This is a genomic window from Mycolicibacterium tusciae (assembly GCF_002086795.1).
Taxonomy (GTDB): Bacteria; Actinomycetota; Actinomycetes; order Mycobacteriales; family Mycobacteriaceae; genus Mycobacterium; species Mycobacterium tusciae.
Genome location: NZ_MVIM01000003.1, coordinates 206,600 through 223,590 on the forward strand (window position 1 = coordinate 206,600; position 16,991 = coordinate 223,590).

14 protein-coding genes are annotated in these 16,991 nt (G+C 64.5%); 7 read left to right on the top strand and 7 right to left on the bottom strand.

The genetic code is table 11. The features are described from left to right. The first annotated feature begins 175 nt into the window (after window positions 1-175). From BST47_RS06895 to BST47_RS06910, 4 genes are read left to right on the top strand one after another with little or no spacing between them, the layout of a single operon-like run. On the top strand, window positions 176-1,591 hold the full coding sequence (locus BST47_RS06895) for a tyrosine-protein kinase domain-containing protein (protein ID WP_107528888.1): 1,416 nt from the start codon (window positions 176-178) through the stop codon (window positions 1,589-1,591). Further along, window positions 1,521-2,993, top strand: a complete 1,473-nt coding sequence (locus BST47_RS06900) for an O-antigen ligase family protein (protein ID WP_234809604.1) — start codon at window positions 1,521-1,523, stop codon at window positions 2,991-2,993. Before BST47_RS06895 ends, BST47_RS06900 begins: the two co-directional genes overlap by 71 nt. Beyond that, the gene (locus BST47_RS06905; protein WP_165799756.1) at window positions 2,972-3,889 is read left to right on the top strand and encodes a glycosyltransferase; all 918 of its coding nucleotides are present in this window, start codon (window positions 2,972-2,974) and stop codon (window positions 3,887-3,889) included. Before BST47_RS06900 ends, BST47_RS06905 begins: the two co-directional genes overlap by 22 nt. Window positions 3,890-3,902: 13 nt before the next feature. Then, a complete protein-coding gene (locus BST47_RS06910; protein WP_083124642.1) occupies window positions 3,903-5,399 on the top strand; it encodes a lipopolysaccharide biosynthesis protein in 1,497 nt (498 codons plus the stop codon). A gap of 6 nt (window positions 5,400-5,405) precedes the next feature. Here BST47_RS06910 and BST47_RS06915 read toward each other — a convergent pair whose 3' ends face one another. The 7 genes from BST47_RS06915 to BST47_RS06945 form a co-directional block, all read right to left on the bottom strand. Next, the gene (locus tag BST47_RS06915; RefSeq protein ID WP_083124644.1) at window positions 5,406-6,461 is read right to left on the bottom strand and encodes a cellulase family glycosylhydrolase; all 1,056 of its coding nucleotides are present in this window, start codon (window positions 6,459-6,461) and stop codon (window positions 5,406-5,408) included. Continuing rightward, entirely contained in the window at window positions 6,458-7,351 is an 894-nt protein-coding gene (locus BST47_RS06920) for a glycosyltransferase family 2 protein (protein WP_083124646.1), read from the bottom strand. Before BST47_RS06920 ends, BST47_RS06915 begins: the two co-directional genes overlap by 4 nt. Window position 7,352: 1 nt before the next feature. Beyond that, window positions 7,353-8,297: an NAD-dependent epimerase/dehydratase family protein gene (locus BST47_RS06925; protein WP_234809619.1), complete on the bottom strand. Its 945-nt coding sequence runs from the start codon at window positions 8,295-8,297 to the stop codon at window positions 7,353-7,355. 36 nt (window positions 8,298-8,333) lie between these two features. Then, window positions 8,334-9,434, bottom strand: coding sequence for a glycosyltransferase family 4 protein (locus BST47_RS06930; RefSeq protein ID WP_083124649.1), 1,101 nt, complete (start codon window positions 9,432-9,434; stop codon window positions 8,334-8,336). A 103-nt stretch (window positions 9,435-9,537) separates the two neighbouring features. Continuing rightward, complete coding sequence (locus tag BST47_RS06935) at window positions 9,538-10,683, bottom strand: glycosyltransferase family 4 protein (RefSeq protein ID WP_083124651.1); 1,146 nt, start codon at window positions 10,681-10,683, stop codon at window positions 9,538-9,540. A gap of 60 nt (window positions 10,684-10,743) precedes the next feature. Further along, window positions 10,744-12,255 (bottom strand): glucose-6-phosphate dehydrogenase, encoded by a 1,512-nt coding sequence (gene zwf / locus BST47_RS06940; protein WP_083124653.1) that lies wholly within the window; start codon window positions 12,253-12,255, stop codon window positions 10,744-10,746. An 85-nt stretch (window positions 12,256-12,340) separates the two neighbouring features. Further along, entirely contained in the window at window positions 12,341-13,039 is a 699-nt protein-coding gene (locus BST47_RS06945) for a TetR/AcrR family transcriptional regulator (RefSeq protein WP_083124655.1), read from the bottom strand. 57 nt (window positions 13,040-13,096) lie between these two features. On the opposite strand from BST47_RS06945, the gene BST47_RS06950 reads away from it, so the two are divergent. Genes BST47_RS06950 through BST47_RS06960 form a run of 3 tightly spaced genes read left to right on the top strand, consistent with a single transcriptional unit; the run spans window position 13,097 to window position 16,865 of the window. Continuing rightward, window positions 13,097-13,780, top strand: a complete 684-nt coding sequence (locus BST47_RS06950; protein WP_083124657.1) for a DUF2306 domain-containing protein — start codon at window positions 13,097-13,099, stop codon at window positions 13,778-13,780. A gap of 11 nt (window positions 13,781-13,791) precedes the next feature. Further along, entirely contained in the window at window positions 13,792-16,143 is a 2,352-nt protein-coding gene (locus tag BST47_RS06955) for an arylsulfatase (RefSeq protein WP_083124659.1), read from the top strand. An 8-nt stretch (window positions 16,144-16,151) separates the two neighbouring features. Next, a complete protein-coding gene (locus BST47_RS06960; RefSeq protein ID WP_083124661.1) occupies window positions 16,152-16,865 on the top strand; it encodes a hypothetical protein in 714 nt (237 codons plus the stop codon). Window positions 16,866-16,991: the final 126 nt, after the last annotated feature.

A 16,991-nucleotide genomic window follows, 5' to 3' on the forward strand; every position in this document is an offset into this window, starting at 1 on the left:
GGGGTTGGACTATACCGGCGGACATCGCAGGCGGATGCGTTATTGGAGGCCCGGAGAAGCCATTCACGAGTTAGCCACGTTCTACGATTATCGCCGTCAAGGCGATTCATTCTGGGATAGCGTGTTACGACTTGCGCGCGCCTCATGAGCTCGGGCGGGAGCGGCGAACGGGAGGGTGGCAGCCGGTGAAGGGTCGCATTTGACTGTTGGAGAGTTCGCCAAAATTCTGCGTGCCCGGTGGAAGTTAATCTGCGGCACAATTGCCGTCGTTGTATTGGCTGCGGTCGGATACTCGCTACTGGCAATTCCGCAATACCAGGCCTCGGTGCGACTCTTTGTCTCCACGCCGTCCGACGGAACGAACACTCAGACATACGACGGCGGTCTCTTCGCGGAACGCCGCGTGCTCTCGTACACCGAGTTGTTGACCGGTGACATCGCGGCTCAGCGCACCATCGACAAGCTCGGCCTCGACATGACCCCGGCCCAACTCCAAGAGAAAGTCGAAGCCGTCGTGCCGGCCGAAACCGTCTTGATCGACGTGACGGTGACCGATTCCTCGCCGACGCGAGCCCGCGATATCGCCAACGCACTGGCCGATGAGTTCGTCGTCATGGCGGCCCGATTGGAGACCCCCGAACTGGGGCAGCCACCCAACGCGCGAGTCGTCGTGCAGCAGCGTGCCGAGTTACCAAGCAGCCCGGTGAATTCGAAGACGAAACGAATGCTGGCGATCGCCGCCGTGATGGGTGCACTGCTAGGTGTCGTCGTTGCTGTCATACGTGACCGGATGGATGATTCGGTCAAGAGTTCAGACGCGCTGGAACGGGCCACCGGCGTCGGCCTGCTCGCCGACATTCCGTTCGACGCGCAGCGCAGAACCACACCGCTGATCTTGTTCGAGAGCGATCGCTCGGCATTCGCCAACGCGTTTCGTGAGCTGCGGATCAATCTGCGATTCCTGCAGATCGCCGAGGGACCCCGCGTGCTTGTCATCACGAGCTGCGTTCCTACTCAGGGCACGACGATGACGGCCGTCAATCTGTCGCTCGCGTTGGCGGACGCCGGCCACAACGTCGTGATCGTCGACGGTGACCTGCGGCGGCCCGGGGTGGCGACGAGTTTCGACCTTGCCGGAGACGCCGCCGGTCTGAGCGACGTACTCAGCGGTGCGGCGCCCCTGCGGGATTCGTTGCAGGAGACGGGCTTCGCCCATCTGACCGCGCTCACGTCCGGAGCCATCCCGGGTGATCCGACCGACCTGCTGGAGTCTCGAGCGACCGCGGACGTCTTGGGACAACTAGGTGGCCAATTCGACTATGTGGTCGTCGATTCGCCGTCTCTACTCGTCAAGGATGCCGCGATTCTGTCGACGAGTGCTCAGGGGGTGCTGATCGTCGCGCGGTCGGGCCAGACCACGCGCAAGCAACTGGGCGATGCGATTCACACGCTCAGACGGGCCGGTGCGCCATTGCTCGGCTCCGTGCTGTCGATGACGCGTGCGAAAAAGCGGTCGAAGGGTGACGACTACTACCGCACTGCTGATCCCGGGCAGGGCGCGCAAAAGCGCCGCGGCACCCACCAGAAGTGATTGGGCCCGCCCCATCATGGACCGACCACCGCGCGACGGAATCCCCGCCACGTTCGTAGCGTCGGTTCCGAGACACGCGAGCGCCGCCGCGACGCCGCCCGTGCGGTCATTCGGCACATTCGTTGCGGCGCTTCCGCGCGTGTTCCACACGAGGGCAACGGATTTCCGGCGTCCTGAGTGCGCGTTTGCGTTGCTGATCGTCACGGCCATCGGGCTGGTCGTCGTGCCCGACTTGATCACGTACCTGACCGTCGAGCACGAACCGATCCTGCCGCCGGGAGAGGCCACCACCTCAGCGGATCTTCCGATCGCCCAACTTGCCAGTCTGGGTGGTTCGGCGCTGCTGCTTGGGCTGAGCACCGCTGTCGCCTTCATGCGCGGCGCCCCGAACCGCGATATCACCGGTGTCCTCCTGCTGCTGCTCGCGGTGAATCTGCCCTATCTCGTGAGCCCGAAACTCCCTCCGGTAGTTGACTTTCCAAAGATCATTCTCGCCAATGTCTTCATCCTGGCGCTATGGAAAGTGGGGGCGCCCGTCGCGGGGCTGAAATGGCTTCCGATGACCGTCGCGGTGATCGCGGGCTACTCGCTCATCGCCGGACTGCTCATTCCGGAATACGCGATGTACAACCCCAACTCCGAGAAAGCCATCATTCCGGGCTGGGAGCTGGCGGGACCTTTCGGCCACGCGAACGTCCTTGGCCTGTACTGCGCACTCGCCTTTGCACTCACACCCCTCATCGTCGACCGGAGATGGCGCCTTCTCGTCGGATCGATTCTGTTCGTGACGATGGTGGCCGCAGCGTCGAGAACCGCGCTGATCGCCGCCGGTCTGGTCGCGTTGTGGTGGGTGATCTGCTGGTTCAAATCGTTCATTTCGATCCGGCTGGCGGGGACGATCCTTGTCAGCGTCACCGCAACCGCAATGTTCGTGTTTCCGTTCGTGCATTGGGATCCACGGGCTTTCACTGGGCGTGCTCTCGTGTGGGCAGAAAGTGTGCGAGTCTGGCAGCAATCGCCTGCGGTCGGCATGGGCGTCAACTGGTTCCTGGACGACGCACAGGCGATGGGCAACGTCGCCAAGTGGGCGTTCGTGGGGACTGGACACAACTTGGTCATGGACACCCTGGTGAAATCCGGTCTCCTCGGGATTGTCGTACTGCTGCCTCTCTTCATTGCGGCCGTGGCATCGACTCGTGCGTTGCCTGTCACCAGTCAGCAGGTCGCCTGCTTCGGATTTCTGATGGCGTTTTTCCTGGGCGCGACAACCGAGGCCAATTGGGCGCTGCTCCCGAATTTGCAACTGTTTCCGATCAGTGGCCTGGTTTTCGCTGTGCTCATCGTGACCAGGCATGGCCATCCGACCGTGGAAGGACCGCCGTGGCAATTGAACGAACGATAAGTGTCGTGATCCCGACCATCGGCCGGGCCAGCCTGCGCACGGCGGTGGAGTCGGCGTTACGCCAAACGCCACCTCCGATGGAGGTGATCGTCGTGCTGGACGCCGATTGCGAGCCCGATCTGCCGCCGTCGTCCGCCGTTCGGGTGCTGAAAACCTCCGGGGGAGTGGGGCCGAGCGCCGCCAAGCACCTTGGTATCGAATCCGCAGGCGGCGACATCATCGCGCTGCTCGACGATGACGACTCATGGCGCGACAACAAGCTCGAGGTTCAGTTGGCCGCGGCGCCGCCGGGAGACGAGTGGATAGTCTCCTCCCGCTTCTACATTCACGCGCCCGGAAGCGAGCCGATCATCGGGCCGCGCACCTTGATCCGCCGTGACGAGGCGATCGCCGCCTACCTGTTCGAGATCCGCGTGCCACGAGCGTTCAACATGGTTCCGACGCCGACGATGATCTTTCCGCGAGCCCTTGCGCAGGCGGTCCCGATGTCGGTGGCGGTCGGGTCCATCCACGATGATCCGAAATGGCTCATGGAAGTTCGGCGGGCGTTCCCGAACCTTCCGATCATTCAAGTCCCCGAGCCGCTCGTCGACATCAATTGGTCGCCGGTCTCCATATCTCGACCGCAGGCCGACCGGAGCAAGGCCCTGATCGAGTGGGGTATTCGCGAACTCGCCGATGAATCACCTCGCACGCGCGGGGACTACATGCTGACGTCTCCAGTCGGTTCGGCACTGTCGACGGGCTCGTTCAGCGGTGTCACCGCGTCGCTTTCGGCCGGAGTACGGTTCGGGCGGCCGGGTCCTCTGGCATGGGCCAGCATCGCGAAGTCGATGGCGAAACTGATGGCTGGGCGGATGAAGAACGCGATGCGCGGTTCGGCCACACGGCCATGAGCGACCAGCGCTGATGTCGCCATCATTTCTGCGAAACACGATCCTCGGCTTCTCCTCCGGCGCCGCCGTGGCGCTCGCCGGTTTCATCGGCAACGCGATCACCGCCCGACTGCTCGGGCCCGACAATCTGGGCATCCTCGCGTACGTCGTCTTTTGTGTCACGATCGCTTCGATGGTCGCCGGCCTGGGCATCGGCATCGTTCAGCAGCGTTACATTCCCAATCTGCGCGCCGAGGCGAGGAACGACGAAGCGGACGGCCTGATCGGCGCCACCACACGATGGTCGATGTTGGCCGCGATCGTCGGCGGCATTCTGCTATTCGCCTATCTGTACTGGCCCGGTAGGGGTGTCACCGACAAGCTTTCGGAGACATCGCGAAATGTGGTGATCGCCGTTGCGCTGATCTGGTTTCTCTGCTGGCGAATGGCAGAGGTCTACCAGTTCTATCTGAGGGGTGAGCAGCGGTTCGGTGAACTAGCGCGCCTTTCGGCAATCTCAGCGGTCATCAAGTTGGCGGTGATTGCGCTGGGCGCGTGGCTGTTCGGCATTCCCGGCGCCCTGGCCGGTTACATTGCCGGAAATCTTCTGCCAGCTGCCCGAATCGGCCGGCTGCGGCGAGTCAAGCCCATGCTCCGTCAAGACCTGAGACGTGAAGTGACCCGGTTCGCCTTCACGAGCTGGGTGACCGCGGTGATCGGTGGCTTCGTGTTCGGGCGAACGGAGATTCTATTCCTCGAGCACTTCACCGGCATCGGTGCCGTGGGCTTGTTCACAGCGGCGGTGACGGTGGCGGAAATGGCGGTTCAGCTTCCACCCCTTCTGCTTTCGGCGCTGCTACCTCGATTCAGCGAACAGCACGGCCTTGGCGCCCAGGACGACATGCAGCGCCTGTACCGCACCATGACGGCACTCATCGCAATGCTGATCGTCCCGCTCTGCGCAGGACTTGCTGCAATAGCGCCAGTGCTGGTGCCACTGCTGTTCGGTGATGAGTTCCGAGGAGCGGCTTCCGTTGCCTCGGTGCTGCTCATCGCGGCGGCCATCAGCAGCCTGGGCGTCACGACCCTGTATCTGCTCCAGAGCATCGGCAAGACCGGGTTCCTGCTGATGTCGAACGGAGTGGGTCTGATCGGCACCGTTGTGCTCGGGTTCGTCCTGGTGCCTCACTTCGGATTGATTGGAGCTGCGTGGTCCCGAGGCCTGGTCCAGGTATCGGTGGTCCTCATCGAAACGTGGTATGTGACAAGGAAATTAGGGATCTCGCCACCCTACCGGGCGCTGGGTTCCATAGCTCTCGCCTCGGCAGCACAAGCCGCCGTCGCCTATGTTCTCTGCCTGGAATTCGGCGGCCTGGCCGCGCTGTTGATGGCCATACCGGCAGCGATGATCACCTATCTGGTCGCTTTGCGCATTCTCGCGGTGACAAGGATCGTGGACCCGGGGCTGCGTGATCGGCTCATCGCCAACGCACCTCAGCGGATGCGGCCGGTGATATCCCGAATCTTCTGACGGTGCTCAGTGCGACGCCAGATCCACCAGCGCATCCGCGGACGGTTTGAGGCTCAGATCGTGGCGGAGCACGCCGAAGTTCTGCTCGGCGTCCGTGGGATCGGTTCCGCCGTCGACCAATTCATAGTAGATGAGTGGTCCTCCCCAATCCCATTGCTGGACCTGCCGACGTGCCTGAAGCAGCGTCGTGGCTTGCGCGCCGTCGGACACCGCGTACGGGCCGGTTCCGGTCGGCGCACCGAACTCCGTGATCCAGATCTTCTTCTGGCCGTCCCCGTGGCGTTCCATGACGGCTCGCAATGCGGGCAGGTCCTTGAACCCGCCGACTGCTCGCTGGGGTGTGTCCATCGGAAGCGCCGGATACGTGTAGGGATGGACCGCGATGCCGTCGGCGAGCCGTGTCGCGCCGTTCGCGTACAGCTGCTCGAGATATGCCGTCGGCGCAATCTCGGAGTCTGGAACATGAAACTTCGGGGCCAGCCCGCCGATGAGGATCGTGGCCCGCTCATCGACGTCGCGTATCGCTTCTGCGGCCACCCAGAACAGCGTGCCGTATTCGTTGACATCGGGTCGGGGCGGCCAGAACTTCTGTGTGTTGGGCTCGTTCCATATCTCCCAGGTGTGTACGCCGCGGGCCGCGTACCGTTCGGTGACCAGGCGCGCGAAATCCGCCCAATCCGACATTTGTTCGGGCCGGGCGTGGTGGGCGGTCGCCGGATCACCCTCGGTTGTCGGACGGGCCCACTCCGGGGTGTACGCGAGCACGCCAAGAACCTTCATGCCATGGGCCGCAGCCTCGGCCACGATCGCGTCGGGGTATTCCCAATTGAATTGGCCGCGTTGATTTTCTGCCACCGACCAATCGAAGTCCACTCTGACCCACGCCACGTTCATGGCGGCCATCAGATCAAACTGCTGCGCGATGGTGGCGGCATCGGCGCCCCTCGAATGCATCGTCATCCCGATCTCGACGGGTGGTACCGACGCTTGGCAGGACAACGGGATACCCGCGATCAGGACCAGCGATAGGAGACGCGCCACCCGGACGCGTCGGCCGGTCATCGTAGGATCGCTTGATTGTCGGCGTTGCGGGTGAACGGTCTGCCCAGCACCCCCTCGGTGCGGCCGACGAGCAGGGCGAAGGAGTCACGCAAACCGAACTTCTTGGGGTTGCGTACCGGCATCAGAGCCGCAGCCACCAGGTGAGCGCACCGGTACCAAAGCGGATAGTGCCATATGCGAAGCACATAACCGTGTCCGCGTCCGTAGTTCCGTTGCTTGCGGCGGCGTTCCCGCGGCGGCAGGTGGGCGAATTCGGTTTGCGCATGGACGTAGATGTCGGGAATCCACTCGACCGAGAAGCCGTCAAGAGCTGACATCCGTAGCAGCAGGTCTGGGCCCTCTCCTGACTGCCACGGAGAATCCGCACCCGAACCCAGAGTCGGGTTGAATCCGCCGGCCGCGACGAACTGGTCACATCGGACGATGGTCGCGGGCTCCATGGCTCCCCAGACGGTGCGCTTGGTGAATTTCGTGCCGGGTGCCGGGAGTGGATGTCGAGGGCCTTCACGATCGATCATCTGGACCGCGCATACGGTAGTCGGAGCCACACAGTGATGGGCGACGCGTTCCAGAAAGTCGGCATCGACCCGGTTCGTGTCATTGGGGAACCACAGCCACTCGACCTCATCGCCGAGCGCCGCGGCGGCGGCGTTGCGCCCGTTCGAGATACCGCGCGCGCTCATGACGGATTTGATGTCAAGCGTGTCGGCAAAGGAGCCGATCAGTCCTTCCAGGTCCGCGGAACCCGCATGGTCGTGGTGGGCAATCGCGACCGCGGTCGGTCGGCACGTCTGGGCGGCCAAGTCGCCGAGTAGGTTTCGCAGCTCGTCCCATCGGCCCACCGTGGTGATGGCGACTCCGGTTCGCACGTGGTGCTCGGGGTTCGGCACCTTACGTCAACCGTCCGTCGAGGGCCGGCAGGAATTCCGGATTCGCCCATGTCCGCTGCAAGGTCTGGTCCAGCTGGTATGCGGGTTGCCAGCCGAAGACCTCACCGATGTGCGAGATGTCGGCGCCCAGGAACGGGCGGTCGACGGCTCGCATGCGCGAGGGATCCTGGCGGACCTCGAAATTCAGGCCCAGGACGGACCGCATCCGGTCAAGTATCTCGTCCACCGAATACTGGCGCCCGCTACCGAGATTGACGATCTCGCAGTCGGCGCCGTCGCCGTTGGTATCAAGCGCGACAGCAGCGAAACCACCGGCAGCGTCCAGTACATCGATGTAATCGCGCTTGGGCCAGGTGTTTCCGAGGTTGATCGACGCCAATCCTTCGCGCAGCTGGGCGACGATCGCAGGAAGCAGGTGCGGGTTCGTCTCGCCGGGGCCGATCACGTTGAACAGCCGCACGATAGCGGCCTTGATGCCACGCTCGGCGGCGAAGATCTGCACGTATTGCTCGCCCTGCAGCTTGGTGATGCCGTAGATGTCCGCTGGGCCCAGCGCTGACTCTAACTCGCGGTGATCCGCGTCATCCGGTTTGTAGACGGCTCCACTGCTCGCGAAGACGAACCGCGTACCTGGTCGGCAGCTCGTCAACAGATTGACCGTGCCGGTGACGTTGGTCGCCACGGCGTTCGAGGGATCGCCATCGCATTCCGGGATGTAGTGGATCGCCGCCAAATGCACGATGACGTCGGGCCGGAAGTCCTCGACGACTGCGCACGTGGCATCCGCGTCGCGGATATCCAGGCGCTGAAATCCGAAGGCCGCGTCCTCACGTGTCAGCCAGTCCGGGGTGCCGTAACGCAGTAGATCCGCGACCAGAACCTCGGCCTTCTCGCTGAGCATGGCGACGAGCTCCCTACCGACGAAGCCGGCACCACCTGTCACCATGATCCGCACGCGCGTCCCCCCGCTCTCGCCGCCACGTCACCGGCTTGTTCCAATGACCTCTTTCGCCCTCGTCTCGAGCTCCTGGGCGATGCCCGACCAGTCCAATGATTGCGCACCGGACCGCCCCGCTTGGGAAAACGTGTCCCATTGCGCCTGCGCGGTGAGTAGCGCGTCGGCGAAATCTGCCGGCTCGGTGCCGCACACCACGCCCACGCCGTACTGCGCCACGACCTCCTTGGCGCCGTTCTCTGCGTACTTGGGCGTGACGACGGGCAGGCCACTCGCCATCGCCTCGGCGATCACCCGTGGAAAGCCCTCGCGTTGGCTGGGCATACCCAGGACCGCGGCACTCGAAAGGAGATCGATCTTCTGCTCCTCGGTCACCGAGCCCAGTACCCGTATCCGCGAGGCAAGCGGCGACCGCCGTGCGTGATCCTCGATGTCCGCGCGCGCAGGCCCGTCTCCGGCGATGACCAGGTCGCCACTGAATCCGCGTGCGGCGGCGAGCGCGAAGGCGTCGATGAGCAGCGGCAGGTTCTTGTGGGGGAACAGCCGCCCGACGTAGAGCGCCCCCATGCGTTCGGTGCGGCCCACGGGCCGGTACTGCGTGGTCACGATGCCGCTGGGTAACACCGAGCAATCCCGTCCAGACTGCTCGGTAATGGCCTCGGCCACAGCGGTGCTCACCGCGAAGTTCGAGCCGACCAACCGCGGTAACCGTTTCTGCGCCTGGCCGACGATCTGGTCATCGCGAATCTCACACCAGTGAATGCCGGTACGCGCCCGGATATATCGCGGGAGGGCCAGCACATGCAGAAGTGGCCACTGGTTCAGGAGGTGGAAGTCGTATTGCTGCCCAGGCACGTGGCGCCGCACCCAGGCGCTGTAATTGGCAATGGCCGGCCAGTTCCGTCGAAGGGCGCGGACGGGCGGGTCGATGTAGCGATCGGTAAGCGGATGGCGGCGGATGTGCACTCCGTTGACCATCACATCGCGATCGAGGCCGGTGTCGTGACCGATGCAGTACACGTCCACCGAATGGCCACGCAGCACCATGGCTTCGGCAAGCTCTTTGAAGAACACCTCTTGCCCACCGACATGCGGAGGGTAGAGCTCGGTGAGAAACGCGAACCGCATCGACCCTCCTTAGGCCGTCCGCCTGCGACTGGGCATATAGCGGCCCCGGTCGGTGCCCGCTCAGTGTGCCATCCCCACGCGAGCGGCCGTTCGACGTGGAGTTTCAGTCGAGGCGTTTACCGAGCTTGGCCAGGATCGTGTCGGCCGCGGCACCGGTCGAAATTTCCGCTTGGCGCTGGGTCACGTGCGTCCAGCCCCTCGCCGCCAGGTCGGCTCTGGCCTGGTCGTCGAGGCAATAGGCGCGGATCAAACCGGCAAGCTCTGTGTGATCGTTCGGATCGAAGAAGTCAGCGCCGTCGCCGCAGGTTTCCCGCAGTGCCGGGATGCTCGAGCTGAGGACGGCGGTATGGGACGCCATCGCCTCGAGCGGCGGGAGTCCGGCGCCCTCGTTGAGGGACGGCATCACCAGCAGGTCCGCCGCCGCGACGAGCGAGCGCAGTTCGCCGAACTTCAGTCGGCCGATCATCTCCACGCGGTCTCCGAGGGCGGCGGCCTGCGCGTGGATGCGCTCGTCGAGGACCTTGACCGAGGCACCGCTGCCCGCGATCACGAGCTTTTGCGGAATCGCTTGGTGTACTTGGGTATACGCGGTGAGCAACGCGGAAAGATTCTTGTGTCGTTTGACGTTGCCGAGATACAGAATGAAGCGGTCCCGCACCGGCGACAATCGAGGATCGGCGGGTTCGAACCATGACTCACTCACCGGAATCGGCGTCACGACAAACCGTGCGGCGGGAACGTACTTCGCCAGGGCGTCGGCGGCCGCCTGCGACGGGGTGAAGATCGCCGCTGACCTTTGGGCGACGATCGCCAGCATCGTGCGTGCGTACATTCGCCGCGCCCGGCCATTGCCGCTGATGTTCTCCGGCAACAGGTGGCTGTCGTCGTGCACCGTGCTGAAGAAATCGATTCGACGGTTGGCAGGTCGAAAGAGCGTGAACGGAAACGGATAGTGGGGCACCCACATGGCCTTCGGCCGAGCCTCCCGTACTGCGTGATTCCATGCGCGCTGTTCGGCGACCGAGTACATCGGCGCGCCCGACGGCTCTGAGATGACGACTGTGGTGCTCTCGGCAACGGGAGGAACGTTGTCGCGGTCCGCCAACACGGCGAGAGTGCGGCCCTGCCGAGCAAAAGCCTCTTCGAGTCGGGGGATGTACACGCCGATGTACGTTCCGATACCGCTCTGGTCGATGTGTCGGACATCGAACAACAGATCAATGGCTCCGTTGCCCCGTGCCGGCGTCATCGTGCCCCCCTTTGCGTTGCGTGCCAGACGTGATCGCACACCACCCCGAGATCGTCGTAGTCAGTCGTCGTCGCCGTTATTGTTCTCGCGCCATGCCCGCTCGAACGGCAACCGCCACGCATTGGGCGCGATCAGCTGATGGATCGCGTTGGGGCCCCACGTGCCCTGCGGGTATGACTTCACCGACGGCGGGTCGTTGAGGAGCGGCTCCGAGCGCTCCCACAGTGATTCGATGCCCTCGGCAGTGGTGAAGAGTGTGTGATCGCCGCGCATGGCGTCGAGGATGAGGCGCTCGTATGCCTCGAGCACGTCGCCGACGGTGTCGATCTCCTGGGTCGAGAACTGCATCGACATCTTGTCGAGCTTCATGCCGGGCCCGGGTCGCTTGCCGTAGAACGACAATGACACCTTCGAGTTATCGGCCAGGTCGAAGGTCAGATGGTCGGGGCCCTGCGCGCCGACGCCGGATCCCGCCGGGAACATCGATCGCGGCGCCTCCTTGAACGCGATCGAGATGATGCGGATGCCTTCGGCCATCCGCTTGCCCGTGCGCAGGTAGACGGGGACGCCGGCCCACCGCCAGTTGTCGATTGCCACCTTCATCGCAATGAAGGTTTCCGTATCGGAATCCTTTGCGACGCCTTCCGAATCGCGATAACCGGCGAACTGACCGCGCACCACGTCGGAGCAGTTGATCGGCAGCATCGACCGGAAGACCTTGTTCTTCTCTTCGCTGATCGCACGCGGTTCCAGTGCCGTCGGTGGTTCCATCACGACGAACGCCATCACCTGGAGCAGATGGGTGACCACCATGTCCTTGAATGCGCCGGTGCTCTCGTAGAAGTTGGCCCGCTCATCCAGGCCGAGCGCCTCGGGGATGTCGATTTGTATGTGATCGATGAAGTTGCGGTTCCAGATCGGTTCGAACAGACCGTTGGCGAAGCGGAACGCGAGAATGTTCTGTGCCGCCTCTTTACCGAGGAAATGGTCGATCCGGAAGATCTGACTCTCGTCGAACGTCTCGTGGACGAAGCCGTTGAGTTCGACGGCGCTGGCCAGATCGGTACCGAACGGCTTCTCCATCACGACCCGCGAACGGTCAACCAGGTTGGCGTCCTTGAGCATCGTGATCACCGCACGTGCCGCCTTCGGTGGCACCGACAGATAGTGCAGCCGCCGGACTTCGGGGCCGAGTTTTTCTTCGGCGGCCGCGACCGCGGCGGCCAGTGCTTCGGGCCCCGCGCCCTGAGGCACATAGGTGACGGTTTCGGCGAACCGCATCCACTGTTCCGTGCTCAGCTTGTGGGTGCCGAATTCGTCGATCGCCTCGTTGGCGATCTCGAGGAAATCCTCGGTGGAGATGTCCTCGAGCGAGGTGGCGACGATCTGAATGTGGGGTGCCAGTTCGGATTGATCCAGATAGGCCAGGCCGGGAATCAGCTTGCGCCTCGCGAGATCGCCGGTGGCGCCGAACAGGACGACCACGTGCGGGTCGACCGCGTAGTCGTCGTGCCGGCCGGGACGCGAGCCGGGATGTGGATAGGAAATGGTCTGCGGTTTGCTTGTCGCCACTCTCGGCATACTGTCACCGGGGCGGCTTTCCTGCATGGCTACCGGTGTTGCCGCTACCCCGACGTCACAAACCGGACGGCAGACGTCAACCGTCCGCTCCGATCCTGGCTGCCACGCCGTCGAGCAACTGCCGTAGGCCCGAGTGGAAATCAGCGAGGTGATCCTCGTCGGCCGCATCGAACACACCGGCCTCCACGGCGGCGGCGAGTGCGGGAAATCGTTGGACGTCTACGAGCCGGCGGAGCAGATCGGGGTAGTGCGGGCCCTCAACGTGTGCCGCCTCGATGTGCAGCGCCGCCGCGCCGCGGACATAATGCAGCACGGCCATCACCGCGGCCAGCTTGTCGCGTTCGGACAGGCCGGTCTCCCCGAGTGCCGCCAGCCCGGCGTTCAGCCACGCCAACTGGCCGGGGTCGGCGGGCGGGCCGGCCGCCGCAGCCGACAGCACCCACGGGTGCCGGTGGTATACGTCCCATAGCCCGGAAGCCCAATCCGTCAGGGCGCCAAGCCAATCCGCCGCGTCACCGATAGGCGGCGGACCCGGTGCCGTCGAGAGCATGAACGTCACCAACTCGTCCTTGTTGGCGATGTGCCGGTACAGCGACATCGTGCCGCAGCCGAGCCGTTCGGCCAATCGGGCCATCGACAGCGCGGCGAGGCCGTCGGCGTCGGCCAGTGCCACGGCCGCCTCGACGATGCGCTCGCGGCTCAGCCCTCGCGATCGCGTGGATGGGCTCGGCTCATGCCACAGGATCTCCAGAGCGCGGGGCAGGGAATCGCTCATTTGTTGCCAGCATAAACGATTGCGCACCACGTTGCGTATGCCGTACGCTTTGCGCGTATGACATACGCATCTGGGTCGAGGGCGAAATGGCTGACCCCGGCTCTCGCCGTGATCGTCTCGGCATTTCTGCTGTTCTCGCTGCCGCCGTACTTCACCGGCGGCACCAGGGTGCCTTCGACGTTCGGGCTGCACTATCCGCTGCTGGTGGGTCACGTGATGTTCGGCAGCGTCGCGATGATCACCGCCGTCGCCCAGATCTGGCCTCGGCTGCGCAGCCGGCACCCGGTGCTGCACCGTCGGACCGGGCGCGTGTACGTCAGTGCGGCGATCCCCGCAGCGGCATTCGCGATGGTGATCGGGGCCGCCACCCCGTTCGGCCCGTTGCTGGCGGCCAGCAATGTGCTGCTGGGCGCGGTGTGGCTGTGGTTCACCATCAACGGGTTCGCGGCGGCACGACATCAGCGATTCGCCGACCATCGCAGGCACATGGTGCGCAGCGCCACGGTCGCGCTCTCGACGATCACCAACCGGATCTGGACGCCCGTGCTTTTCCTTTCCCTGCAGCCGTTGCGGGACAGTGTCTTTGACGGCAACGACGAGCACTATCTGTGGTTCGTGGCCGGGCTGGGCGCTTGGCTGGGCTGGACTATCCCGCTGGCCACCGTCCAGTGGTGGCTCATGCGGAAACCGCAGGCGCCGTCGTCGCCGGTTTCTCAGTCTGAGCTCATATCACCGGGGTAATCTCCCCGCCCATGGCGACCGAATTCAACGGCAGAATCGAACTCGACATCCGGGATTCGGAACCGGACTGGGGCCCCTACGCGGCGCCGACGGCGCCCGAGGATGCGCCCAACGTCCTCTACCTCGTGTGGGACGACACCGGCATCGCGACGTGGGACTGCTTCGGCGGTCTGGTCCAGATGCCGACCATGAGCCGCATCGCCGAGCGCGGAGTCCGGCTTTCGCAGTTTCACACCACCGCGCTGTGCTCACCGACGCGGGCCTCGCTGCTGACGGGACGCCACGCCACCACTGTCGGCATGGCGACCATCGAGGAGTTCACCGACGGCTTCCCCGGCTGCAACGGGCGCATCCCGAACGACACCGCGCTGCTGTCGGAAGTTCTCGCCGAGAAGGGCTACAACACCTACTGCATCGGTAAGTGGCACCTGACGCCGCTGGAGGAGTCCAATCTCGCCTCCACCAAACGACATTGGCCGCTGTCGCGCGGATTCGAACGGTTCTACGGCTTCATGGGCGGCGAGACCGACCAGTGGTATCCCGAACTCGTATACGACAACCACCCCGTCGCACCACCGGGACTGCCGGAGGACGGCTACCACCTGTCGAAGGACATCGCCGACAAGACAATCGAATTCATCCGCGATGCCAAGGTGATCGCCCCCGACAAGCCGTGGTTCTCCTATGTCTGTCCCGGTGCCGGGCACGCGCCGCACCACGTCTTCAGAGAGTGGGCCGACCGCTACGCGGGCACCTTCGACATGGGTTACGAGCGCTACCGCGAGATCGTGCTGGAGAACCAGAAGCGTCTCGGCATCGTTCCGCCCGATACCGAACTCTCGCCGATCAACCCGTACTCGGATGTCAAGGGACCCAACGGCGAACCGTGGCCCGCTGGGGACACCGTGCGGCCGTGGGACTCACTGGGGGATGACGACAAGCGGCTGTTCTGCCGCATGGCCGAGGTGTTCGCCGGATTCCTGAGCTACACCGACGACCAAATCGGGCGGATCCTCGACTATTTGGAGGAGTCCGGCCAACTCGACAACACCATCATCGTGGTCATCTCCGACAACGGTGCCAGCGGTGAAGGCGGACCGAACGGATCCGTGAACGAGGTCAAGTTCTTCAACGGCTACGTCGACACCGTGGAAGAAGGTCTGCGGCTCATGGACAACCTGGGCGGGCCGGAGACCTATAACCACTATCCGATCGGCTGGGCGATGGCGTTCAACACGCCGTACAAGTTGTACAAGCGGTACGCGTCGCACGAGGGCGGCATCGCCGACACGGCCATCATCTCCTGGCCGAAGGGCATCGCCGCGCACGGTGAGATTCGCGACAACTACGTCAACGTCTGCGACATCACCCCGACGGTGTACGACCTGCTCGAGATCGATCCACCTCTGGTGGTCAAGGGCATCAACCAGAAGCCACTGGACGGCGTGAGTTTCAAAGTGTCCCTTGATGACCCGGATGCACCGACGGGTAAGGAGTCGCAGTTCTACGCGATGCTGGGCACGCGCGGGATCTGGCACGACGGCTGGTTCGCCAACGCCGTGCACGCCGCGTCGCCTGCCGGCTGGTCGCACTTCGACAAGGACCGGTGGGAGCTGTTCCACATCGAGGCCGACCGCAGCCAATGCCACGACCTCGCCGCCGAGCACCCGGACAAGCTCGAGGAACTCAAGGCGCTGTGGTTCAGCGAGGCGCAGAAGTACAACGGGCTGCCGCTCTCGGATCTGAACATCCTCGAGACGCTGGGACGGTGGCGGCCCTACCTGACCGGCACCAGAGAGTCGTACTTCTACTATCCGGGCACCGCCGACGTCGGGGTGGGAGCGGCCGCGGAGATCCAGGGCCGAACTTTCGCGGTCATCGCCGAGGTGACGATCGACAGCACAGGCGCGGAGGGCGTGTTGTTCAAGCACGGCGGCGCGCATGGCGGCCACGTCCTGTTCATCCAGGACGGGCGACTGCACTACATCTACAACTTCCTCGGCGAGGAGGAGCAGGTGTTGTCGTCGCCCGGACCGGTGCCGCTGGGGACGCACACGTTCGGGGCCGCGTACACGCGCACCGGAACGGTCGAGGGCAGCCACACCCCGCTCGGCGACGCCGCGCTGTACATCGACGACACCGAGGTGGCGTCGAGAACGGGCGTGCGAGTCCACCCCGGCACCTTCGGTCTCGCCGGAGCCACCCTGAGCGTCGGTCGCAATACCGGATCACCCGTGTCGCGGGCTTACCAGGCGCCGTTCGCGTTCACAGGTGGCACCATCGCCCAGGTGAACGTTGATGTGTCCGGTCAGCCCTATGTGGATCTGGAGCGCGAGTTCGCCCGCGCTTTCGCCAAGGACTGACGAGACCGATGAGAACTCGATCGGCGGTACTCGCCGCGCTGTGCACGGCGGCCCTGGTGGTGTCGGCCTGCGGTAAGACCAGTGAAGGTGAGCCTGTCGCCGAGGGCGGGGAGACGGTCGCCGAAACGGCGGCGTCGGTCACGATGACGTCGACGCAGACCACGCGGGCCATCCCCACGCCGGAGGCCGACCTCACCGAACCCGGTGTCGTGCCCACCACCCGCACCTCGGTCACGCCGAACTCGGTCACCTGCCAAGGGCCCGATCCTGCGCAGGAGGGGGTGACTGCAGCCGTCGCGGATCCCGGGGCGCCCAGGATCACGGTCGTGCTGCCGCAGGGCTGGTCGACGGAGCAGGCCGAAGGCGACGTCGGAGCGAAGCTGACCGGCCCCGACGGGACGTGGGCCACGGTCACGATCGCCAAGACGACGCTGGACCCGGCGGCGGCCTTCAAGCAGTACGCAGACGATGCGATGGCGGCTTCGCCGGTCAGCAGCGTCAGCGTGCTCCCCGCTGACCTGTGCGGGTACAGCGGTCAGAAGTTGCTCGGCTCGTGGGCGGATACCCCTGAGCAGGCCGTGGAATTCGGCGATCGCGTCGCGCACGTCTGGACGAACTCAGGCGACTACCTGGTGGCGGTGCATGTACAGGGACCATCCGGTGCGGGTTTCGACCCGTTCACCTCGCCGATGATGGACGATTTCGCGATCGAAATACCCTGATGCTCTGCCGGGTGATCACAATGTCAGTCTGAGAGCGATGCCGTGCACATATCGCCGCGACGGCGCTGTCAGCGCGACATTGCGTCGGCGACCAGCGGCGATTTGGTTCCTCGCAGGTCGTCACCT